The following is a 21,839-nucleotide window of genomic DNA, read 5'->3' as shown; positions in this document are numbered from 1 at the left end:
CCGTGGTCGAGTGCTGCTTTGTTGTCACGCTGGCCGTGGACAGGAACCGGGGACGGCTGCGAGGTCCGGCAGCGGACCGTCCTGATGACGCACCGGCGCTAGCGGCTACTTACCGGTCGTCCTTGCTCTGGTCGTCTTCGAAGATGAAGAGTGGCTTGGCGCGACGTGCTGGTGTTTCGGCGAGCTCGATGGCTTCGGTGAAGCGTTCGAGTGGGAACGGCGTACCTTGGGGGATGCTCAGCACTTCATCGGCGACGAGAGTGCGCACCTGGGACAGTGCGCGCAGCGCCTCCTGGGGCGAGGCGGTGCCGAACCAGCGGTTCAGCCAGAAGCCACGGACTGTTTTGGTCTCGTAGATGACTGAGCGTGCCTGGAGCGGGATCGTCAGCGCCGCCGGGTCGGTCTGCCGATGGGTGGAGAGTGCGCCGTAGACCACGACCTGTCCGCCCGGAGCCAGTGCCTGGGACACCTGGGCACCCACGTGGCCCGCGACGCAGTCGATGGCCTTGTGCACGCCGTCCAGTCCCGCGGTCTCGGCTACCCGCTGCACCAGGTCCTCGTCCTCGGTGCAGATGACCTCGTCACCACCGAGCGCCTTGATCTCCTCAACGGCGTCGCGCCGCCGCACGACATTGATCGTGCGAATGCCCAGATGCCTGCACAGTTGGATCACGAGTCGCCCGACGGTGGAGCCGGCGGCGGTCTGCAGCAGCCATTCGCCCGGCTGCACGTTGAGTTCGCGCGTCACGAGGAGCAGCGCGGTCAGGGGGTTGACGGCGAGCTGACAGGCGCTGGAGTCGCTCAGATCGTCGGGGATGGGCAGGAGCCTTCGTGTATCGGCGACAAGGTATTCCTGCCAGGTGCCGGCCACGGGAGGCCCGGGTACCGCGGGGACCGCGGCGACCACCACGCGCTCGCCGGTCGTCAGTCCCTCGGTATTCGGGCCCAGGGCTGCGACACGGCCCACGCATTCCATGTGACCGCCGACGGCCGGAAACTCGGGGGAGAAGCCGTAGCGGCCACGCAGCACGTGCAGATCGCTGGCGTGAATCGGGGTCGCCTTCACACGGATCAACGCCTGGCCGGCTTTCGGCGTGGGAACGGGCCGGGATTCCAGCCGCAGGACCTCGGTGGGTTCGCCGACCTTGCCGGCTACGAGCGCGCGCAGGGATTGAGGCATGGGGGACCTTTCGTTTCTCGGAGTCCTTTGGATCTTTTGTTTCTGCATTTCGGAGCCCGGCCCGGAATTTCAAGGGGCAATGTGGCGTCCGCTGAACGCCCGCTGCCTAGATTCGGCTCAGGGGGCCGACGAGTGTGCATCTGCAGGTTGGCGATCGAGTCACGCCCCTGTGGTCGTGTCCGTGCAGAACAGCAGCGAGCATCCAGAATTACCTAATTCTGACTGCATTTCCTCATTTGTGGAGGAAATGAGTGTGATGTTCAGGCGTAATCGGCGTCCGAAGGGTCGGCGCAGTACTTCGCGTACTCTGTCCCGGCGAAGTGCTCGCCCAGCTTCCGGGAGAAGTACTGGAGCATGGGCAGCGGCCGGTGGTTCATCACCAGATGCTGTGTCTGTCCCTCTTCATTCTTGTAGACGACGGCGATGTTGGCGATCGGCCTGCCGTCCACCGTTGCCGCGTAGTCCTCGACGAATCCGTTCTCTCCGTACTTGCCGATGTAGATGAAGTCCTGGAATTCGTACAGGGTGCGCGCGAAGGACAGGATGGCGAGGACGTCCTTGGCTCCGTGGACGGTACCGGTGAGGACGCCGGCTTCCAGCGTCACATCGTCGGCAAGATTGTCCAGCCAAGGGGGGTAGTAGTCCTTGCGCTGCCGTGCCGGGTCGCCGCTGCCCAGATACGTCGGTGGCGTGTTGTAGGTCATTTTCAAACTCCTTATCGGTTGAACTTTCTACAGAGTTGCAAGACGTGACAGGCATCGTCCAACACAAGTCAGAGACTGCCGCCATCTCGCTGAGAGATACTCGGGGCTGGCTGGGGGATACTCGGAGGGTGGAACTGCGCCAGCTCGAGTACTTCGTCGCGGTCGCCGAGGAAGCGAACTTCACCCGCGCCGCGGCACGGGTGCACGTCGTCCAGTCGGCGGTCTCCACCACCATCAAGAACCTTGAGCGGGAACTCGGCACACCGCTGCTGGAGCGCACCCCCAAACGCGTGCTGCTCACCGATGCCGGTGCCGCGCTGCTCCCGCGCGCGCACGCAGCTCTCGACGCGGTCCGGGAGGGCGTGGACTCGGTGGCTGAGGTCCGCGGCGGACTGCGCGGCACCCTGCGGCTGGGCGCGATAGCCACGGTCGGGCTCATCGACCTTCCGGTGTTCCTTGGTGAATACCACCGGCGCCATCCCCGGGTGTTCCTGCAGACCAGCACCGCCCCGTCCGGCTCCCAGGGCCTGGCCGAAGCCCTCCTCGAACGTCGGCTCGACCTCGCCTTCGTCTCGGGGCCCGGGCCGCACCCGTCAGGCCTCGCGCTGACCGACCTCGCCACCTCGGTGCTCGACCTCGTCGTACCGGCCGGCCATCCGCTCGCAAAACGCCCCACTGTGTCGATCACCGAACTGGCCGGCCTGGAATTCGTCGACTTCCCCGTGGGCTACAGCAACCGGACCGTCGCGGACCGGGCCTTCGACGCCGCCGGCGTCCCCCATCACGTCGCCATCGAGATCACCGACATCACCACCGGCGTTGCCTACGTCCAAAATGGTCTGGGCGTGGCGCTGCTCCCACGCGTCGCCGTCGGTAAGGCACAGGACGTCGCCACGCTGACGGTCGAGGATTCGGATCTGGAATGGCGGTTTTCCCTGGCCGCTCCGTCCGAGCGCCCGCCCGGTGCTGCGGCACGGGCCATGATCGCGATGGCGCACGAGTTTCTCTGGCGAGGGTGAGCAGCACCTCAAAGTGCATTGCTCCAGCCGTAGATCGTGATCACGGACCGGGGTTGCTCAGCCCAGGTAGATGTCCTTGCGGGCGGCCACGAACTCCTCGATCGACTGTGCTGGAGTTCCCGTCACACGCTCGACGCCGTCGGCCGTGCGGTTGTAGCGGTCGTCCCGGTGCAACCGAGCCATTGTGGCGACGTGCTGTACGAGGTGTGGCGGCATCCCCATCTTCGGGAGCTGCGCCTCCCACTTCTCCGGGGGCACGTCCACGTAGGACACCTGGCGTCCCAGTGCCCGCGAGAACTCCTCGGTCAGCTGCGTCATGTCGACGGAGCGGGGCCCGGTCAGCTCATAGACCTGCCCGATGTGCGGAGCGGGGTCGCGGAGCACGGTGGCGACGACCCGGGCGACATCGTCCACGGCGATCGGCGAGGTGCGTCCGGCGCCGAACGGCAGCGCGATCGAACCGTTCTCCTTGATTGACCGCGCCGCCATCATGGTGAACAGCGGAGTGTCCAGGAACGCCGTCGGCCGGATGTGCACCACGGGCAGCCCCGACCAGTTGAAGACCTGTTCCGCCAGCCAGTGCAGCCGCTGCTGGTGCGACTCCTTGGTGCTGGTGGCTGTCATCTGTGACACCGTCATCTGGGACAGGCCGACCAGGGCCTGAAGCGTCCCGTACTCCTTCGCAACGGAGGCCACCACGGTCGCGGCCAGCAGGTGGTCCGGCGACACGCGCATCGCGAAGTACATGCGCGTCACGCCCTGCAGCGCGGCCGCTACGGTCTCGGGCCGGGTCAGGTCGCCGAAGACGACTTCCGCGCCGAGCTTGCGGAGCTCGGCCGCACGCTCGTCCTCGGTGCGGACCATGAAACGCACCGGCACGTCTTGAGCACGCAAGTGCTCGAAGACCGTACGACCCACACCGCCGGCGCCGGGGATAAGAACAAGGTTGTTGGCACTCATCAGTCAATCTCCTTCGGAGTGATGGATATTCGAGTTGAGGTGTGATCAGAGCGGCAGTGGAGCTGTCAGCAAGACATAGGCTTCGGCGGTGTCAGCGCTGATCCGGGTGGCCTTGCCGACGCCGGCGCTACGGGCGATGCCCGCCATGGAGAGCTCGCCTGTCGTGGCGCGCTCCTTGAGCTGCCGCAGCATGGTCTCGATGATGGCGGTGTCGGCGGCGTCACTGCGGGGGCCTTCCCGGCAGGCGCTCGCCTTCGGTGTCTCGCGGGGATGGTTTGTGGTCACCGTTGGACTCCTTCGGTCTGGCTTTGGGATTTCTCACCGCCGCCGGCCACGGCGACGTCCTTGCGCGGCAGGAAGATCAGCACGACGACCGCACCGACCAGTGCGACGATTGCTGCCCCTACTGCGGTGATGTGCATGGCGTGATTGAAGGCGTCGTGTGCGGGCTGCACGAGCGCCCTGCCGGCCGGTCCCAGTTTCTCGGCGACGGTCAGGGTCGCTTGGACGGATTCACCTGCGGCGTGCCGGTCGGAGGGGGGCAGTACGTTCAGGTGGCCGTCGATACCGCTGCGGTAGGTGGTGGACAGTAGCGATCCCAGCACGGCGACGCCCATGGCTCCGCCGACCTGCCGGAAGGTGTTGTTGACCGCGGACCCGGAGCCGGCCTTCTCCCGTGGTAGCGACGACATGATCACGACGGTGGCGGGCGGCATCACATGCGCCATGCCCGTGCCCATGAAGAAGAACAGCACTTCCAGTACCCAGATAGGGGTGTTCTGGTCGAGGAGCAGGAAGCCGCCAAAGCCCAGGGCGGTCAGAACGAGGCCGGCGGCGCACACGGATCGGACTCCGAAGCGGTTGACGGCCAACCGGGCCCGCGGGGCGAAGAACATCTGGGAGGCGGCCAGCGGCAGGACGAGCAGTCCGGACTGCAGGACGCTGTAGCTTCGCACGCTCTGGTTGTAGAAGACACTGAAGAACGTGACGCCCATCAGGGCGAAGAAGACCAGGCCGATGGCCGCGACCGACGCGGAGAACCGCCGGTTGCGGAAGTAGGTGACATCGAGGGCCGGATGGTCGCTGCGTGCCTCGTACACCACGAAGCCGGCGAGGACCGCCAAGCCGCCGAGGATCGTCGCCCAGGCCTCGGGCCGGGTGAAGTCGCCGTACTGGCCGCCCTTGATGATGCCGTAGACCAGTACGGCCAGACCGACGATCGACAGCAGCACTCCGAAAGGGTCGAGCTTGCCGGGCCTTCGGTCCTTGGAGTCGGGGACGACCACCACCATGGCGGCCATCGCGACGACCACGATCGGCACATTGACCAGGAAGACTGAGCCCCACCAGAAGTGCTCCAGCAGGACGCCGCCGGCGATGGGGCCGGCGGCGATGGCGAACCCGACCACACCGGTCCATATGCCGATGGCCTTGGGCTGCTCCTCGGGCTCGAAGACGTTCATGATGATTGCCAGGGTGGCGGGCAGGATGAAGGCCCCGCCGAAGCCCATCATGGCGCGGAAGGTGATGAGCTGCCCGGAGGAGTCCGACAGCGCGGACAGCACGGATCCCACGCCGAACACGGCCATGCCGAAGAGCAGTACCTTCTTGCGGCCGAGCCGGTCACCGAGCAGGCCTGCGGTGAAGAGCAGCCCGGCGAAGACCAGCGTGTAGGAGTTGACCGCCCACTCGAGCTGACTCTGGGTGGAACCCAGCCCGGTGGGAGCAGGCTGGGCGATCGTCTTCATCGCCACGTTGAGTATCGAGTTGTCCAGCATCACCACCAGGAGGCTGAACGCGAGCACAGCCAGGATGCCCCAGCGTCGGCGGTGGACCACCTCGGAAACCCTTCGCTGCTGGGCAGGCGCCGCGGGGGGCAAGGACGGCGCGGGTGAGGAGGATTCGGCGGGGGTGGGCGGTGACGCCACAGGGTCTCCAGTGCTGTCGGTGGATCCGCGAGTGCCGTGCGGAGGCGGTCGGCCTCGGGCGGCAAGGGGCAGCGCAAAGCCCTGCCTGACTTGCCTAGAGGGGCCTCATCGGCGAAATAGATGTCGGGATCAGACTAAACACGGGATAGGATAGATGACAATATGCGACTATCTGAGGAGGGTGGTCCCGTGGGCCGCGTATCGAGGGCGCAGGCACAGGAGAACCGGCAGCACGTCGTGGGCATCGCCTCACGCATGTTCCGCGAGCGCGGCACCGCGGTCAGGATCGCCGACCTGATGCAGGCAGCCGGGCTCACCCACGGCGCGTTCTACAAGCAGTTCGCGTCCAAGGATGACCTGGTGGACGAGGCCATCGCCCACGCCTTCGAGGACCCGACGGCCCACTCGCCCGTGCCGCTCGAGGATCAGGCCGGGGAGTACGAAGCCGTCCGACGGACGTTGATCGAGCAATACCTCTCGACCTGGCACCGCGATCACGTCGGGGAAGGCTGTCCCGTCTCCGGATTTGCCCCCGATCTGGGGCGTGACCCTGACCAGGCCGCCCGCTCCCAGCAGGTCTACATCAACGGGGTGCGGAACCGGGCCGCACGGCTGGCCACCGGCGACGACGGACTGGCTCAGCTATGCACCATGGTCGGCGCTCTCCTCCTCGCCCGCGCTACCCGGGGCAACCCGATTTCCGAAGAACTGCTGCAAGCCGCGCACACCGCTCTCACCGAGATCGGCACCAGGCAATCCGAGCCGCAAGCGCACGGACCGACTCGGGCCGAGTGACGGCGGTGGCGACCGCCCCGGTTTCGGTTCGGCCCCGTCGCTTGACCATGTCCCTGGCGCAGCCGGCGCCTTCGAGGCTGCTCGTACCCGAACTCGGACCGGGCAGACCCGGCAAGAAGCCGAGATCCTCGCAGCGGACAAGGGCCTACGGCAGCGACCCATCCACGAAGACTTGCGATGCCGCCGCATCCGACGCACCATCCCGGACCGACAGCCAGCGAAAATCCAGACAACCACCGGCTTCGACGAAGACCGGTACAAGAAACGCGACACCACCGAGCGAGCGATGACCCGGCTCAAGCAGCACAGGTCGCGCCCACCCGGTATGCCAAGCGTGGCTGCGTCTTGCCCGGCGCTACCACCGCAGCCGCACTCGCCGTCTGGCCCCGCACACGATCGGCCGGACACGTCCCAGATTTTTCCTGGGTACAGGTATTCCCGCGCTGTACGTGCTCCGTCAGCCGAGGTGTTCGCGGAACCAGGTGAGGGCAGCGGTGCTGGCCTGGTCGAACTGTTCGACGTAGGGGTCGAAGTGGCCCCCGGGGAGCAGATGCAGCCGTTTGGGTTCGAGTGCTCGCTCGTAGGCCGCGAGGGCGAGGTCGGTGACGGTGACGGTGTCGCTCAGGGCGATCACCATGAGCAGTGGGGTGGGGGAGACCCGTGTGATCCAGGTTCCGGGCTCATACGTGCGGGCCGCGCGGGTGGACCGGATGGTGACCTTGTTCTCCCACATGCCGCCGGGCGCGGGCTGCAGGTAGAAGTCGAGGGCTTCCTGTGTGCGGTAGGCGGCGGGGACCGCGGGATCGCTGCTGACGACGGCCTGCGTGCGCGGGACCTCGCCGCGGAAACGCGCCCGCTCGTCCTCGGCGAAGGATTCTTCCAGCGCGGCGACGGCGTCCGGTGCTACGCGGCGTTGCCCCTGCTCGAATCCGCTGATGGTGGGCACCTGGGCGACCACCGCCCGCAGTCGGCGGTCGGTGGCGCCCAGCACGATGGCGTGGCCGCCGGCGTAGCTGGTGCCCCACAGACCGATGCGGTCAGGGTCGACCTCGGGCCGGCTCTCCAGGTAGGAGATGGCCCGTCGCCAGTCGGTGATCTGCTGCCAGGGGTCGACGTCCTGCCGGGGCTCACCTTCGCTGGCCCCGAAGGTGCGGTGGTCGTGCAGCAGCACGGCGAATCCGCCTTCGGCGAAGGCCCGCGCGAACGGTTCCAGGCCGTGTTCCTTGATCCCCGCATAGCCGTGGGCCATGGTGATCGCCGGATGCGGCCCCGGCCCGTCGGGCAGGCAGAGCCAGCCGCGCAGCGTGACTCCTGGGTCTGCGGCGAACTCGACGTTCTTTCGTTTGACCATGAACAACGGCCTCCTTGGTATGCCGGGACTCGGTCCCGGATGGATCAGATGAGCTTCAACGACGCCGCTCGGTGAATGCGCAGGCCGGGTTCTGGATGCTCGCCGAGGGGCGGTCACGGGCTGCGCGGTAGCGTGTGTGACGGCGCGTTCGTCGTACTGGGCGGCTGTCGGTTCACCAGCGTGGCGCGGTGTCGGCGAGTTGGAGTTGGCCCCTGCCGAAGGAGAAGTTCTCGTTCGGGGTGGGGATCAGCGCGATGAATATGTCGTCGGGTGAAATGCCGAGTGCGCCGGCCACCAGCTTGTTGATGGTGGCGGCAACGGCCCGCTTGTCCTTGAGGGGGCGGTGGGCGCCGAGGAGTACGGTGATGATCACGGCGTCGCTGCTGCGTTGCATGCCCATGAAGGTCGGGTCCAGGAACAGCTCGTTCTCGCCGTGTTCGCTGATCATGATGAAGCGGTCGCCCTCGGGGATGCCGAGGCCCTGGACCAGGGACTGGTTGAGGGCATCGGCGAGCGCGCGTTTCTGCTCCGCGGTGTAGCGGCGTGCGGGAACGTGGGCGTGGAAGACGGGCATGGGATCCTCCTTGGAGGACGGTGCGGTGCTGTGTCGGTCGGGCGCGGTGGCGACGAGGAGGGGCGCTGCGGCGCATGTCCGCCCGCGGGTCGCCGGGGACTTCAGACGAAGGCGCTCTGTCCGGTGATGGACTTGCCGACGATCAGGGTCTGCATCTCGCGGGTGCCCTCGTAGGAGTAGAGGGCTTCGGAGTCGGCGAAGAACCGGGCGATGTCGTAGCCGAGCAGGATGCCGTTGCCGCCGAAGATCTCGCGGCTCCAGGCGACGACCTCGCGCATCCGTGAGGAGACGAAGCCCTTGGCGAGCGCGGACTGTTCGTCGCGGAAGATGCCGGCGTCCTGCAGGCGGGCGAGCTGCACCAGCATGCCCCAGGAGGCGGTGATGTTGCCGAGGCTCTTGACGAGCAGGTCCTGCACCATCTGGAACTTGGCGATCGGGCGGCCGAACGCGATGCGCTCCTTGGCGTAGTCCAGGGCCAGTTCGTAGGCGCCGATCATGAGGCCCAGCGACTGCCAGGCGACTCCGCTGCGGGTCATGCGCAGGATCTCCGCGACGTCCCGGAAGGAGTTGATGTTCTGCAGCCGGTCCGTCTCGGGCACGCGCACGTCGGTGAGGGTGATCTCGGCGTTCTGCACGATGCGCAGTGCGATCTTGCCCTCGATCTTCTCCGGGACGAACCCGGGCGTGCCCTTCTCGACGACGAAGCCCTTGACGTGGTTGTCGTCGACGTCCCGTGCCCACACCACGACGTAGTCGGCGAAGGTGGCGTTGCCGATCCACTTCTTGGCGCCGTTGAGGACCCAGGTGTCGCCTTCGCGGCGGGCGGTGGTGCGCATCCCGCCGGCGACGTCGGAGCCGCCCAGGGGCTCGGTGAGGGCGAACGCGCCGATCTTGTCCATGGTGGCCATCTGCGGCAGCCAGCGGTCGCGTTGTTCCTGGCTGCCGCCGTGGTGGATGGAGTAGAAGGCGAGTCCGTTGTGGACGCCGAAGAAGGTGGCGACGGAGGAGTCCGTACGGCTGAGTTCCATGGCCATCATGCCGCCCAGCAGGTGGCTGACGGCCGACTGGTGCTCGCCGTAGCCGTCGTAGGACAGTGCGGCCAGGCCGCTGCCGCGGAACTTGTCGATCAGTTCGACGGGGAACTCGCCCTTGGCCCAGTTGTCGTTCACCAGGGGCTTGATCTCGTCCCGCATGAGGGTGCGGGCCTTGAGGAGGATCTTGCGTTCCTCGTCCGGGAGCAGCGCCTCGTAGTGGTAGAAGTCGGCGGCCAGATCGTCTTCCAGCGCGGTGAGCTCGTGGTCCATGTCAGTTCTCCTTGGTGCGGTTGGTCTGGGCGGTGCGGTGCAGTGCGGCCAGGACGGCGAGTTGCCTGCGGTCGCGTTCGCCGGCGAGGTCGGCGTAGCTGTGGGAGCCGTAAGCCTGCTCCACGGCTTTCACGACGCGTTCCTGGTCCGCGGGGTCGTTCGACGGCTGTCCGGGGGCCAGGTGGCCCATGGATGCGCCGATGTGCTCGATCAGGTGGCGGTAGCCGCCCGGGCCGCCGCCGAGGTGCTGGCCGAGGAAGAGGCCGACGGTGGCCCAGCGGATACCGAGCGAGGTCGTCAGCACCGTGTCGAGGTCGTCCGGGGTGATGACGCCCTGCTGGACGAGGTAGGTGGCCTCGCGGCTGACCGCGCGCTGGAGGCGGTTGCCGACGAACCCGGGGATCTCCTTGCGTTCGACGACGGGGGTGCGGCCGAGGAAGGTGTAGAAGTCGACGGCGTCCTGGACGGCGTCCTCGCTGGTGCACTTGCCCGGCACGACCTCGACCAGCGGGATCAGGTGGGGCGGGTTGAACGGGTGGCCGATGAGGATCCGGCTCGCGTCCTGGAGGTGCCCGGTGAAGGCGGTCGCGGGGATCGCGGAGGACGAGCTCAGCAGCAGCGCGTGCCAGGGGGCCTCCTTCACCAGTCGGGCGAACAGCCGCTTCTTGAAGTCGAGGTTCTCGGGGCCGTTCTCCTGGACGACGTCGGCGTCGTGGACGGCTTCGGTGACGTCGCCGGCGAGGTGTACCCGGCCGGCCAGGGCGCCGACGTCGAGGCCCAGGGCGGCCAGGTGCGGGGTGAACTGTGCCAGCGCGGTGTCGACGGCCTCGGCGAGGTCGGGGCGCGGGTCGCTGACCCGGACGGTCAGGCCGTGGGCGGCGAACAGCGCGGTCCAGGACAGCCCGATGGTGCCGGCGCCGATCACGGCGGCGGTGCGGAAGGGGTGGGTCATGGTGTGCCTGCCTGGAGGTAGTCGAAGACCGGTGTGACCGGCGCGAGGGTCAGGTCGGTGAGGATGTGGCTCGCCGAGACGATCTCCAGGACGGGCAGGTCGGCCAGCGGCGCAAGCACGTGCTGGAACAACTGCAGCCGCGCGGGGCCGGTGTAGGCGGCTTTGACGACGACGTCGGTGATCTGGGTGCGGACCAGTTCCTGGATGCGCGGGGTGCCGTCGTATCCCGGGATGGTCTTGAGCATGAAGGTCGGCACCGTGATCTGCGCCCGGGCTTCGCGTGGGTCGAGCGGGTGGTGCTTGTAGCCCATGGTCGCGGTGGCCACCCGCAGTGTGCCGTAGTCGAGGGTGCCGACCAGGGTGTCGTGGTCGGCGTACAGCTTCGGTGCGCCCATGACTTTCGGGTAGGCGCCGATCTCGCGTCCGGCCGCTGTCGCCGGGAAGTTGTCGAGGTACATCGCGTGCAGGTACTCGCCCCGCTCGTCCTCGAAGCTGACCTGGATTGCCTGGCCGCCCTCGGTGTAAGGGCCGTACCCGGTGACGTCGTTCATCTTCATGATCTCGAACCGGACCAGTGGCTCCTCGATGCGCAGGGGCTCGGGGACGACGGCGCGCAGCACGTCGGGGTCGGTGCGGTAGACGACGCTGAGGTATTCACGGTCGGTGAACCGCGGTGTCACGGGTGGGAACGCCGGGCTGGTCAGCGGGGTGGTCGCGTGGCGGCGTACGTCGGGGATCCGCATGTCACTTCCCCGTCCACCGCGGTGCGCGGCGTTCGGCGAAGGCGGTCATGCCTTCGCGGACGTCGGCCGAGGCCATCAAGTTGTCCTGCGCCTCGCGCTGCGCGGCGAAGGCGTCGGTCTCGGGTGTGCCGTCGGCGTGCCGCAGAAGGTTCTTCACCGCGGCTAGTGCGAGCGGCGCGTTGTGCGCGAGCTGCTCGGCGAGTTTCAGGGCGGTGGCCACGGCCTCGCCGGGCGCGGTGACCCGGTTGGCCAGGCCCAGTTCCCCGGCGCGGCGACCGCTGACGGGCTCACCGGTGAGCAGGAACTCCATGGCGAGGTGGTACGGGATGCGCCGGGGCAGCCTGATCACGCCGCCGCCCGCGGCGATCAGACCGCGTTTGACCTCGGGCAGGCCGAGCGTCGCGTCCTCGGCGGCGACGATGAGGTCGCACCCCAGGGCGAGCTCGAAGCCGCCGCCCAGGGCGAAGCCCTCCACGGCGGCGATCAGCGGCTTGGTCAGTTCGGCTTCGGTCAGGCCGCCGAATCCGCGGCCCGGGATCACGGGCAAGTCGCCGTTCAGGGCGGCCTTGAGGTCCATGCCGGCGCTGAAGGTGCCCTTCGCTCCGGTGAGGACACCGGCCCGCAGGGTGCTGTCGCTCTCCAGTTCGTCGAGCGCGGCGGTCAGGCCGGCGGCGACCGCGGAGTTCACCGCGTTGCGTGCCTGCGGGCGGTCGATCGTGATCAGGAGCGTCGAGCAGATCCGCTGGACGCGCACTTCGCTGTTCATGATTTCTCCCACTGCTCCGCGCGGCTCAGCCGGCGTCCGTCAACTCGGCGAGGACCTCAGCGGTGTCCTGGCCGGGAACCGGTGCCAGACGGCGGATCGAGCCGGGCGTGGCGGAGAACCTCACGGGGATCCCGATCGTGCGTACTGGGCCCTCGGTCGGGTGCTCGACCGTCTCCAGCAAGTGGCCCTCGCGGACGTAGGGGTCCTCGTGCGAGTGGTCCAGCTCCAGCACCGGCCCCATCGGGATGCTGTGCTTGGTGCACACCTCGGTCCACTCGGCCGTGGTCAGCGCGGGCGCGCATTGGTCGACCAGGTCGGACAGGTCGTCGGCGTCGGCGATGTTGAGGACGGGGCCGTTGACCCTGGGGTCGGCGGCCAGGTCGGGACGGCCGGCGGCATGGAAGAAGTCGCGGTAGTTCTGCGGCGTGTACGGGATCACGGCGGCCAGGCCGTCCTTGGTCCGCCGCGCCTTGTGGTGCTGCGACAGCGACCGCGGGTAGCCGGTGGGACCTGTCGCCGGGTCGAAGGTGTGCCCGGCGAGGTGCTCGACCAGGTTGAACGTGATCAGCGTGTCGGCCATCGGGATCTCGATCTGCTGGCCGCGCCCGGTCCTGTTCCGGTGTACCAGGGCGGCGAGCACGCTGTAGGCGATGGTCAGGCCGGAGACCTTGTCGGCGAGGATGGACGGCAGGTAGAGCGGCGTGCCCAGGGCGCGGTTGGCGATGTCGACCAGTCCGGAGGCGGCCTGCACGGTCTCGTCGTAGGCGGCGGCGTCCGCCCGGTCGGAGTCGCCGCGGAAGCCGGCGGCGTGCGCGTAGACCAGGCCCGGGTTGTCGGCGGCGAGGTCGTCGTAGGTCAGGCCCAGACGGGCGAGCGCGCGGGGGCGCATGTTGGTGATCAGTACGTCGGCGGTGTGGATCAGCTCCAAGGCCTGGGCGTGCTCGGCCTCGTCCTTCAAATCCAGGGCCACGCTCCGCTTGTTGCGGTTGACATTGAGGTGCAGCGGGGTCATGCCCGGCGTGTTGCGGTACTCACCCACGTGAAGGGAGTCCGAGGGTGACTCGATCTTGATGACATCGGCACCCAGATCTCCCAGGATCTGGGCCGCATACGGGCCCATGACCACGGTCGAGAGGTCGATCACCCGCACCCCATCGAGCGGTCCGGGGGAGTGCATTTCCGCCACGGTCGCGTCCTTTCGCTGCTTTTGTCGGATACGAAAGAAACGCTAAGCGCACATTGCTGGCAACGGAATTATCGTATTGCTGACATCGGTGTGACCGCAGCGGTCACACCGATGCAGGCCCTTCGGCTGCGAAGTGGTCGGTACGGGCCCTGCACCAGCGTGTGCCGCGCAAAAAATCTTTTCACCACGCGATCAGGCCGTTCTTCCGGTGGCCAGCGCCGCCTCGAAACTTTTGGGCGCAATGGTGCCGCCTGATCCTCGTTTTAATCCTCGCTTTCTTCGAATTCAGTTTGGAGCCTGTGCCGGTGAACCAACCGACTGGCCCGGCCGCGGCCGGGCCGATGTGAGCGGGCGAGTCCGGCCCTGGGGCATCGCACAGTCGGAGCGACTTGCTCACGTGCAGGCTCCGACCCGTGGATCAGGGATAATGTGTTGGAGTGGAAATGTTCCATTTGCGATACTTTGTTGCTGTTGCGGAGGAGTTGAACTTCTCGGCGGCGGCCCGTCGCATGCACATGGCCACCTCGCCGCTGAGTCAGCGGATCAGGGACCTGGAGCGAGAGCTCGACCAGCGGCTCTTCGACCGCAGCACGCACCACGTCACCCTCACGCCGGCCGGCGAGGCGCTGCTGCCGATCGCTCGGGACGTTCTGGAGCGGGTCAATTCCATTCCCTGGCGGCTCCGTGAGGCGTCCGGGGTGGTGCGCAGCACCATGTTCGTTGGCATCCCTCCAGGGGTGCACCCGCGGATCAGGGAACAGGTCACCACGCTCGCCGAGCGTGTCGGGGAGTGGTGCGAACTCCTCACCTGGCCGGGCAGCTCCAAGGCACTGATCGCCGGCGTGTGCGAGAGCAGACTCGCGCTGGCGCTGGCCCGGCTGCCGATCAACGACCCCGTACTGGACGTCCTGCCCGTCCTGTCGGAACAGCTGGGAGCGGTGGTGCCCGCCGACCGGTTCGCGGGGAGGGACTGCGTGGCCCTTGCCGACCTGAGCGATCTTTCCTTCGTCGTCTCCCCCAGGGAGATCAGGCCCACCTATTTCGAACTGCTCGACCGGGAAATGGCGGAACGAGGGGTCAGGAAACGTATCAAGCTCACCGACACCGGCTACGACGGAATCGCCGAAGTGGTATCCGGAGGGATGGCCTTCTACTTTTCCATACTTCACGCGGAAAGCCCCATGCACGGCTATGCGATGGAGAACACGAGGGTCTTGCCGTTTGCGGATTTCGAGCCCCGGCTGGAGACCGCCCTGATCTGGCGGCGCGACCGGGCCGCTGTAGGGGACCTCGACAAACTCGTCGAAGCCGCCCGTGAGGTTTTTGCCGACCCGCTCCACGTTTGAGCCGGACGCCCAGTCCGCAACGCTCCTACGTACACCTAGCCGCCCCTTGAGGATGCCCGGCTACTGCGGAAGGTCCGCAGTGGCTTCAGCCATAAGCGCCTGTTCGGCCCAGATGGTCTTGCCCTGGCCGGTGTAGCGCACCCCCCAGCGCTGCGAGCATTCAGCCACGAGGAACAGGCCGCGCCCTCCCTCATCGGTGGTGTTCGCCCGGCGGATGTGCGGAGAGGTACTGCTGCCGTCGCACACCTCGCAGATCAGGGTCCGGTCGTGTATCAGCCGCAGCCGGATCGGCTCTCGGCCGTCAGCGGATGGCGTTGGTGACCAGCTCGCTCGCGATCAGCTCCGTGGCGAAGCCAAGGGGACCAAGGCCCCACTGTTCGAGTTGCCATATGACCTGGGAGCGGGCGTCGGCGACGGCGGCAGGGTCGCATGGCAGCTTCCAGGTGACCACCTGGTTGCCGCTGAGCGCACGCGTCCGAACGACAAGGAGCGACAGGTCGTCCTCGGCCGCCAGGAGCGGCGCCGCGATGTCCGCGGTTCCCGGCAGACGTCCTCGACCGATGGCCCGCTGCGCTGCATGGCCGTGCGCAGTAGGCGGGGCACACCATCGTTCGTGCCGCATGCGCGCACCAGACTGCCCGTGTAGAAGAGCAGAGTGCTGCCTTCGGCGAGCTCGAGGTTCAGTGGTTCGAAGACCGGCTCGCCCATGCCCAAGGGCCTGTTGCCGGGCGCATCGAGGACGTGGACGAGTCCATTTCGGTCGGCGACTGCGGGTGGGGGGTGGCCGGCACTGGCCACGACGCAGCGGCGCCCGACCGGGTCCCACACGGCGTAGAGGAACGTCGCGCCGACCAGTCGTTCCACAAACCACACGGACCACTCGTTGTGTCTGCCCGCGGCATAGCGCGAGACGATGTCATCCAACCGGGCCAGTACTTCCTCGGGCGCGAGATCGAGTTCCGACAGCGCCCGAACGGCTGCGCCGATCAGCCCGATGCAGACGGTGGCCTGCACGCCGGAGACCGAGACGTCACCGACGCTGAAGGCGACACGCATGCCGGACAGAGGGACCACATCGATCCATGAGCCGTTCACCCCCGTCCCACTACGGGCGGGCAGGTACGACCGGGTGATCTCAGCCGCGCTGTGGTCCGGTGCGGCAACGGTCTCCATACGCCTTCTCAGGTCAACCGCTGCAAGGTGCTCGTGGTGGTCGAGCCAGCTCCGCACCGCCTCGTTTTCGGAGATCTCCGGTAGCGGACCGGCGGATGCCAAGATCACCGTTCGCTTGCTGCCCGGTAGGACGGACGTCACGGAACAGGCCATGAGAGCGACCGGCACAGCACGACCGTGCCGATGCATGAGGACGGTGGAGAGCCAAGGAGTGCTGGCGGTGCCCGTGGCCAGCAACATCTGCTGGAGGCAGTCCCACGGAAGCACCGGGCACAGCTCACTCACCGGTCTGCCTACGACGTCGGCCGTCGCGTAGCCCAAAAGACGCTCGGCCGCCGGACTCCACCTGGACACCAGCCCCGCGGCGTCCACCACGAACGCCGCCGGACCTCCAGTGAGGGCCGGGGTGCCGGCGGCGGATGCCCCATCCACGGTGTCCATCTCACCGACCTCGTTCGGTGAGGAAACTCCTACACGACGACGATAAAACGCCGGCGGACCCGACGCCTTTCCACCGGTCCGGCCAGATGGCACCGCTCTTCCACGAACGGCCCCAGATGACTTTGCCCTCGTTCCTCAGAGAGCCAGCTGCGGGTACAAGCCGCGGGATGGGCTGCCAGGCCTGCCTTGACATGGCGGGAGCGCTCGTCGACCAGCACTTCGTAGGCGCCGGCTTCGATTGCGTCCAGGGCCTGCCCGGCGGCGTTTTCGGGTGACGTCTTCGGGGAGTTGACGCGCGCGGCCAGGTCGGCTTCGACGTAACCGACGTGCAGCCCGGTCACGTCGATGCCGCGTGGCTTCAGCTCCAGGCGCAGCGAGTTGGTCTGGGAGAACAGCGCGGCCTTGGAGGCGCTGTAGGAACCCGCAAGAGCGATCCAGGTAGAGGCGGGTGGCCACGACCTCCCCGCGACGCCCGCGCCCGCGAGCTCGACGCACCCATGCCGCCGCATGGGACCTCACGGAGGGCCGAGGTCGCCGGCGCCCGCGACCTCGCCTCGTCCCGACTGGAAGGCTGGGACTTGGGGCACCCGGCAACGGCACGACGGCAAGACCATATGGGCAGAAATCGCACTACCGGACGGGCTCACCGGACCCAGAGTTGCGTCTAGTGCTGTGACCTTATCGGTTCGCTCGCACAGGGTCGGCCAGCACACCTGCCGGCAGTCGGGAACGACGTTGTCGCCCATCCGACCGTCCCGACCACCGACCCGGCGGACCTGGGCTCTGCAGCTCTCCTCAGGCGGCGACGGTTTCACCCAGGTCCACCTCGGCCGTCTCCTTTTCGGTGTCCCGCTGCCGCTTCGCCGGCGAGGCCAGGTCGGGGGCGGCGCGGTGCTCGGCGACCGTGGCGGCAGTCGTCAGCAGCGCTCCCGCGGCCAGCCAGAGCACCAGGGACAGGATGCGGCCGCCGAAGCCCGTCGAGTCGAAGTACAGCAGGCTGCGTGCGCCCTCCACGAAGCCGGCGCCATTCCAGAAGGCGTGCAGCGCGCCGAAGAAGCCGTTCTGCAGCGCGGGCTGGAGGATGCCGCCGGAGCTGGTGAAGTTCAGCATCACGAACAGCACCATCTGGACCGCCGTCGTCCAGCGCCCGAGGAAGGTGTGAAGGGCGATGCCGATGGTGAGGATGCCGGCCGAGTAGAGCCAGGCCATGACCCACACCCCGGGCAGGTTGTGGTCGACGATGTGGAAGACCGGCCCGGCCAGCACCACCGCTATGACGCTCATCACCAGCGCGGTGACCACGCCGATGACCGCCCGGGTCCCCATGCGCACGGCACCGGCGGCGCTGATGGCGGCGACGCCGGCGTTGGAGCCGATGGTCAGTGCGACCAGCAGGAAGAACAGGCCCTGGCCGGTCAGGTCGCCGCTGGAGAGCCGGGACAGGTCGGTGACGTGCAGGGGCGCGTCGTGCCTGCCGGCCACGGTCGTGAACACGATCTCCGCGGCGGTGGCGGAGGTGTCGGAGTTGGCCTTGGCGACCAGCAGTTCGGGGTGCTTGACGCTGGGCACGTAGGCGCCGACCAGGTCCCGGTCCATGATCCGGCGATGAGCCGCGGCCCGGTCGGGCTCGGTGGTGACGTCCAGCGCATCACCGGCCTTGTCTTTGATCGTCTGGGCCAGCAGCTGCACCCGTGGCGAGGTGCCGATGACGGCGACCTTCAGGCCCTGCGCATGCGGTGCGTGGAAGGCTCCGAGGTAAGCCAGCCCCATGCCCAGGCACATCAGCAGCGGGGTGATCAGGAGGACCACCACATGGCGGACGGTGCGGGATGTGCTGGTCGCTGTCGGCCGCCTTCCGGCCAGACGGTGGGTGCTCATTACGTGTGCCCTCCTTCACTGGGTAGTTGTAACGTACATATGAATTAGGTTGCATGTTGCAACCAGCGAAGAAGGGAGTGCCCCGCCATGCCCGACCGTGAGACGTCGACGGACGTCATTCAGCAAGAACTGACCGCATTCGCCCGCCGCGCCCGGCACAAGGCCGTCCAGCTCCACCAGGAGCTGACACTGGTGGCCCACAGCATGCTCGACCACATGCGCCGGAACGGCAGCTGCCACGCCGCCGACCTCGCGGCGCACTTCATGCTCGACAAGTCCACCGTCAGCCGGCAGATCGCCATGCTCGAGGCGGAGGGCATGATCGTGCGCGAGACCGACCCGGACGACCACAGGAGGCAGATCCTCAAGGCGTCCGAGAAGGGCCTGGACCAGCTGAAGGAGGCCAACCGGCAGCGCTGCTCCTCCTTCCGGGAGCGGTTCACCGACTGGGACGACCGCGACCTGGCCCAGCTGGCCGTCTACCTGCGGCGCTACAACGCCGCCGACGTTGACTGACGGAGATATCGCCGCCACCCGTGCCCGTGCTCGCCGATCGGGCAGCCTCTTCCGCATGGACAGTCCCAGCAGCCGAACCTGTGGCCAGTTCTCGCTCCAGGCGCAGGACAGCCCGGTCTTCCTCGCTCGCGGGCGCCAAGCGGTTGACGGTCTTCCGGCGGCGCGGCCTTCCCGGCAGGCCCAGACATGGACGGCCAGCCCGTCCTCCTGGGCATCGGCTCAGTCCAGGCCGCACCGACCATTTCACGCGGAAGCTGATCAATGGCGAGGTTGTGACCGCTGCGGTCACACCGGCAGGAGCGACTCGATAATTCCGTTCCCCGTCAGAAGCACACACGGTTGATGCATCAAGGCTCCGCCCGACCTGAGGTTGGCGCGACCCCCAGGAGGGCACATGCCCACCCTCGACAGCCAGGACAATGCCCGCACGTACGCCTCGGTTCTGGCCATCCTGCGCGGCGCCGATGACCATCCGGCCGGCACCACGGATGAGGCCGAGCACGATGGTGCTCGCGCCGTGCAGAACCCGGCGCTCTGGGACCTGAGCAAGCCGACGGACGAGGGCATACCGACCCGGTACCCGCACGGCACAGTGCCGGCAGACAGGCCATCACCTGACGATTGGCTATCAGCCCGTAGCGGTGCGCCAGGGAGACTGAGCATCCGATGACACACAAGGGGGCCACGATGCAGGTAGCAGTTGTCACCTTCGACGGTTTCAACGAGCTCGACAGTTTCATCGCCGCCTCGTTGATCAACCGGTGCCGCAAGGAGGGCCTGGAGGCTTTCATCACGACGCCGACGCCGGTGGTCACGTCGATGAACGGCGTCGAGGTGACCGGGCAGCGCCCGATGCAGTTCGTGACCGATGCCGACGTCGTGTTGATCGGCAGCGGCGTGAAGACCCGCGACGTGGTCGCCGACGACCGGCTGATCTCCACGGTGCGGCTCGACCCCTCACGCCAGCTGATCGGTTCTCAGTGCTCCGGCGCGCTGTTCCTGGCACGCCTCGGGCTGCTGGGCGACATGCCGGCGTGCACGGACATCAACACCCGGCCCTTCGTTGAGGCCGCCGGCGTCACCGTGCTGGACGCGCCGTTCCACGCCGAGGGCAACATTGCCACTGCGGGTGGCTGCTTGGCATCGCAGTACCTCGCCACATGGGTGATCACCCGGACCCTCGGCGAGGGTGCCGCCCGCGACGTCCTCGACTACGTGGCTCCGGTCGGCGAGAACCAGCAGACGGTCGAGCGCGCCCTGCGTGCCGTCCACGCCGGCGAGGCCGCACTGCACTGACTCCTCCCGCTGAACAACCGATCGGCGTCCGACACACGATGGGAGCAGACCCATGACCGCAATCGCAGGTTCGACCGTCCTCGTCACCGGAGGCAGCCGGGGAATCGGCAGGGCCCTGGTGGAGTCCCTTTACGACCGAGGAGCCAAGAAGGTCTACGCCACCGCCCGTGACCCCAGGACGGTCACCCATCCCGGCGCGGTCGCACTGGCCCTGGAGGTCACCGACCCAGCGTCGGTGGCCGCCGTCGCGGCGCAGGCACAGGACGTCACCATCCTGGTCAACAACGCCGGTGGATCGATAGGGGCATCGTTCCTGACCTCCCCGGTCGACGATGTCCGCCGCGAATTCGAGACCAACTTCTACGGCCCCCTACAGATGACCAGGGCTCTCGTCCCGGTCATCGAGGCCAACGGCGGCGGCCACCTGCTCACCGTGCACTCCGTCCTGTCCTGGATCGCCCTGGCCGGTTCCTACAGTGCCTCCAAGGCCGCGCTGTGGTCACAGACCAACGCGCTGCGCCTGGAGCTGCAGCCGCGCGGCATCAACGTCACCGGCCTGCACGTCGGCTACGTCGACACCGACCTGGCAGCGCACGTCGACTCCCCGAAGTCTTCGCCGCACGGCGTCGCGGAGCAGGCCCTGGACGGAATCGAGTCCGACGCCTACGAAGTACTGGCCGACGAGCGCTCCCGCCAGGTCAAGGCAGGGCTCGCAGACGACCTTGCCGCCCTGTACCCCCAGTTGGCAGCCTGACGCATCCTGTCGCGACCGTCCGGCGTGATCAACCGCAGGCCTCGAGGCTCCGGAACCTGGGCACTGCTAGCACGTTCCCCGGCCAAGCCGCGTCCAGGCTCGGTGACGCATGCGCCCGCGGCGGCGGCCCGGACCGGGAAACCGCCGCCGCGAATGGGCGGCGTGTCAGTTGGAAGTCCGTAAGATAATTGCGCCGCAGAGAAGGGGCCCGCAGCAACCCTGGACACGGACCGCACAACGCTGCCCGCCCCCTGCAACCTAGGTGTGCTGTCCCGCGCAGGGGGCTGGCGTCAATGGTGGGAGCGTTGCCTACTCCTGATCGACGACAACGTTGATGTGGCACGTGGCCTGGTCACCGAATACGCCAACGGTTGCGGCGTCGCAGTACAGGGCGCGTTCCTCGATCCACGTCTGCACCTTTGCAACCTCTTGTGCCGGCCCGCGCAGTTCGACGAAGACCACGCGTGGATGGAGCGAGGCCGGTGAGTCATCGGGAAGTGTGTTCATGCCCGTGATCAACAGCGCAATCGGCACCAGGACACGCCTGGATCCGGCCTTGATCCTCGACAACGGTGGATTTCCTGCCCGGCGGGTCTTCCCTCATTCCTGGTGTCCCCAGCGAAATGATCACCGACAACGCCAAGTGCTACCGGGACCCTGCCGACTTTCACGCGGCAGCGGCAGTTCTGGGCACCCAGCAACGCTTCATCCGACCGCACTGCCCCTGGACCAATGGCAAGGTCGAACGCTTCAACCGCACTCTGCAGACCGAATGGGCCGCCAGCAACACCGCACGCGAACAAGCCCCGGCCCCCTGGCTGCAGTACTACAACACCCAACGACGGCACACCGCACTCGGCGGCCGACCACCCATCACCCGACTGACAAACCTCATGACCGAGTACACCTGGGCCCCCCACGGGGTCGTGGGCGCGAGGTCACTGTGGGTCACCGCAACCACGGCACGCCGCAC

22 protein-coding genes and 2 pseudogenes are annotated in these 21,839 nt (G+C 67.6%); 8 read left to right on the top strand and 16 right to left on the bottom strand.

The genetic code is table 11. The features are described 5' to 3' along the window. Nucleotides 1–109: 109 nt before the first annotated feature. Nucleotides 110–1,180: a zinc-dependent alcohol dehydrogenase family protein gene (locus PV410_RS25175; RefSeq protein ID WP_500327858.1), complete on the bottom strand. Its 1,071-nt coding sequence runs from the start codon at nt 1,178–1,180 to the stop codon at nt 110–112. Between the two features lie 260 nt (nt 1,181–1,440). Next, a complete protein-coding gene (locus tag PV410_RS25170; protein WP_500327857.1) occupies nt 1,441–1,884 on the bottom strand; it encodes a hypothetical protein in 444 nt (147 codons plus the stop codon). A 44-nt stretch (nt 1,885–1,928) separates the two neighbouring features. Here PV410_RS25170 and PV410_RS25165 point away from each other — a divergent pair, with 44 nt between their 5' ends. Next, nucleotides 1,929–2,903: a LysR family transcriptional regulator gene (locus PV410_RS25165; RefSeq protein WP_500327856.1), complete on the top strand. Its 975-nt coding sequence runs from the start codon at nt 1,929–1,931 to the stop codon at nt 2,901–2,903. Nucleotides 2,904–2,960: 57 nt separating this feature from the next. On the opposite strand, the gene PV410_RS25160 is transcribed toward PV410_RS25165, so the two are convergent. From PV410_RS25160 to PV410_RS25150, 3 genes are read right to left on the bottom strand one after another with little or no spacing between them, the layout of a single operon-like run. Further along, a complete protein-coding gene (locus PV410_RS25160) occupies nt 2,961–3,863 on the bottom strand; it encodes an NmrA family NAD(P)-binding protein (RefSeq protein ID WP_500327854.1) in 903 nt (300 codons plus the stop codon). Between the two features lie 45 nt (nt 3,864–3,908). Continuing rightward, nucleotides 3,909–4,148, bottom strand: a complete 240-nt coding sequence (locus PV410_RS25155; protein ID WP_500327853.1) for a hypothetical protein — start codon at nt 4,146–4,148, stop codon at nt 3,909–3,911. Then, nucleotides 4,145–5,701 carry an MFS transporter gene (locus tag PV410_RS25150; protein WP_500327852.1) on the bottom strand — a complete coding sequence of 519 codons (1,557 nt, stop codon included), beginning with the start codon at nt 5,699–5,701 and terminating at the stop codon, nt 4,145–4,147. The genes PV410_RS25155 and PV410_RS25150 overlap by 4 nt, the downstream gene beginning before the upstream one ends. A 279-nt stretch (nt 5,702–5,980) precedes the next feature. Between PV410_RS25150 and PV410_RS25145 the strand changes: the two genes are divergently transcribed. Continuing rightward, on the top strand, nt 5,981–6,586 hold the full coding sequence (locus PV410_RS25145; RefSeq protein ID WP_500327850.1) for a TetR/AcrR family transcriptional regulator: 606 nt from the start codon (nt 5,981–5,983) through the stop codon (nt 6,584–6,586). A gap of 457 nt (nt 6,587–7,043) precedes the next feature. On the opposite strand, the gene PV410_RS25140 is transcribed toward PV410_RS25145, so the two are convergent. The 7 genes from PV410_RS25140 to PV410_RS25110 form a co-directional block, all read right to left on the bottom strand. Then, on the bottom strand, nt 7,044–7,937 hold the full coding sequence (locus PV410_RS25140) for an alpha/beta hydrolase (protein WP_500327849.1): 894 nt from the start codon (nt 7,935–7,937) through the stop codon (nt 7,044–7,046). A gap of 172 nt (nt 7,938–8,109) precedes the next feature. Beyond that, on the bottom strand, nt 8,110–8,511 hold the full coding sequence (locus PV410_RS25135; RefSeq protein WP_500327847.1) for a tautomerase family protein: 402 nt from the start codon (nt 8,509–8,511) through the stop codon (nt 8,110–8,112). Between the two features lie 101 nt (nt 8,512–8,612). Continuing rightward, nucleotides 8,613–9,815 carry an acyl-CoA dehydrogenase family protein gene (locus PV410_RS25130; protein ID WP_500327846.1) on the bottom strand — a complete coding sequence of 401 codons (1,203 nt, stop codon included), beginning with the start codon at nt 9,813–9,815 and terminating at the stop codon, nt 8,613–8,615. 1 nt (nt 9,816) lies between these two features. Beyond that, complete coding sequence (locus tag PV410_RS25125) at nt 9,817–10,767, bottom strand: 3-hydroxyacyl-CoA dehydrogenase NAD-binding domain-containing protein (RefSeq protein WP_500327845.1); 951 nt, start codon at nt 10,765–10,767, stop codon at nt 9,817–9,819. Next, the gene (locus PV410_RS25120) at nt 10,764–11,510 is read right to left on the bottom strand and encodes an acetoacetate decarboxylase (protein ID WP_500327844.1); all 747 of its coding nucleotides are present in this window, start codon (nt 11,508–11,510) and stop codon (nt 10,764–10,766) included. The genes PV410_RS25125 and PV410_RS25120 overlap by 4 nt, the downstream gene beginning before the upstream one ends. 1 nt (nt 11,511) lies before the next feature. Further along, nucleotides 11,512–12,276, bottom strand: a complete 765-nt coding sequence (locus PV410_RS25115; protein WP_500327843.1) for a crotonase/enoyl-CoA hydratase family protein — start codon at nt 12,274–12,276, stop codon at nt 11,512–11,514. Nucleotides 12,277–12,301: 25 nt separating this feature from the next. Then, the gene (locus PV410_RS25110; RefSeq protein ID WP_500327890.1) at nt 12,302–13,453 is read right to left on the bottom strand and encodes a CaiB/BaiF CoA transferase family protein; all 1,152 of its coding nucleotides are present in this window, start codon (nt 13,451–13,453) and stop codon (nt 12,302–12,304) included. A 452-nt stretch (nt 13,454–13,905) separates the two neighbouring features. Here PV410_RS25110 and PV410_RS25105 point away from each other — a divergent pair, with 452 nt between their 5' ends. Beyond that, on the top strand, nt 13,906–14,808 hold the full coding sequence (locus PV410_RS25105) for a LysR family transcriptional regulator (protein WP_500327889.1): 903 nt from the start codon (nt 13,906–13,908) through the stop codon (nt 14,806–14,808). 336 nt (nt 14,809–15,144) lie between these two features. Here PV410_RS25105 and PV410_RS25100 read toward each other — a convergent pair whose 3' ends face one another. The 3 genes and pseudogenes from PV410_RS25100 to PV410_RS25090 form a co-directional block, all read right to left on the bottom strand. Beyond that, nucleotides 15,145–16,422 carry a PP2C family protein-serine/threonine phosphatase gene (locus PV410_RS25100; protein WP_500327842.1) on the bottom strand — a complete coding sequence of 426 codons (1,278 nt, stop codon included), beginning with the start codon at nt 16,420–16,422 and terminating at the stop codon, nt 15,145–15,147. A 135-nt stretch (nt 16,423–16,557) separates the two neighbouring features. After that, nucleotides 16,558–16,862 (bottom strand): annotated as a pseudogene (locus PV410_RS25095) (SDR family NAD(P)-dependent oxidoreductase); the annotation flags it as partial. A gap of 355 nt (nt 16,863–17,217) precedes the next feature. After that, the gene (locus PV410_RS25090) at nt 17,218–18,300 is read right to left on the bottom strand and encodes an ABC-2 transporter permease (RefSeq protein WP_500327841.1); all 1,083 of its coding nucleotides are present in this window, start codon (nt 18,298–18,300) and stop codon (nt 17,218–17,220) included. An 87-nt stretch (nt 18,301–18,387) separates the two neighbouring features. On the opposite strand from PV410_RS25090, the gene PV410_RS25085 reads away from it, so the two are divergent. From PV410_RS25085 to PV410_RS25070, 4 genes are all read left to right on the top strand, one after another. Continuing rightward, entirely contained in the window at nt 18,388–18,816 is a 429-nt protein-coding gene (locus PV410_RS25085; RefSeq protein WP_500327839.1) for a MarR family winged helix-turn-helix transcriptional regulator, read from the top strand. 394 nt (nt 18,817–19,210) lie between these two features. Then, nucleotides 19,211–19,486: a hypothetical protein gene (locus tag PV410_RS25080; protein ID WP_500327838.1), complete on the top strand. Its 276-nt coding sequence runs from the start codon at nt 19,211–19,213 to the stop codon at nt 19,484–19,486. Between the two features lie 17 nt (nt 19,487–19,503). After that, a complete protein-coding gene (locus PV410_RS25075) occupies nt 19,504–20,112 on the top strand; it encodes a DJ-1/PfpI family protein (RefSeq protein ID WP_500327837.1) in 609 nt (202 codons plus the stop codon). Nucleotides 20,113–20,164: 52 nt separating this feature from the next. Beyond that, nucleotides 20,165–20,866 carry an SDR family oxidoreductase gene (locus PV410_RS25070; protein WP_500327835.1) on the top strand — a complete coding sequence of 234 codons (702 nt, stop codon included), beginning with the start codon at nt 20,165–20,167 and terminating at the stop codon, nt 20,864–20,866. A gap of 309 nt (nt 20,867–21,175) precedes the next feature. On the opposite strand, the gene PV410_RS25065 is transcribed toward PV410_RS25070, so the two are convergent. After that, entirely contained in the window at nt 21,176–21,436 is a 261-nt protein-coding gene (locus PV410_RS25065; protein WP_500327834.1) for a hypothetical protein, read from the bottom strand. A 53-nt stretch (nt 21,437–21,489) separates the two neighbouring features. Here PV410_RS25065 and PV410_RS25060 point away from each other — a divergent pair. Next, a pseudogene (locus PV410_RS25060) lies at nt 21,490–21,750 on the top strand (integrase core domain-containing protein); the annotation flags it as partial. Between the last annotated feature and the right edge of the window lie 89 nt (nt 21,751–21,839).

This window comes from Streptomyces sp. PA03-5A, from assembly GCF_033792725.1.
Taxonomy (GTDB): domain Bacteria; phylum Actinomycetota; class Actinomycetes; order Streptomycetales; family Streptomycetaceae; genus Actinacidiphila.
This window is presented reverse-complemented; position numbering and strand designations above follow the sequence as displayed.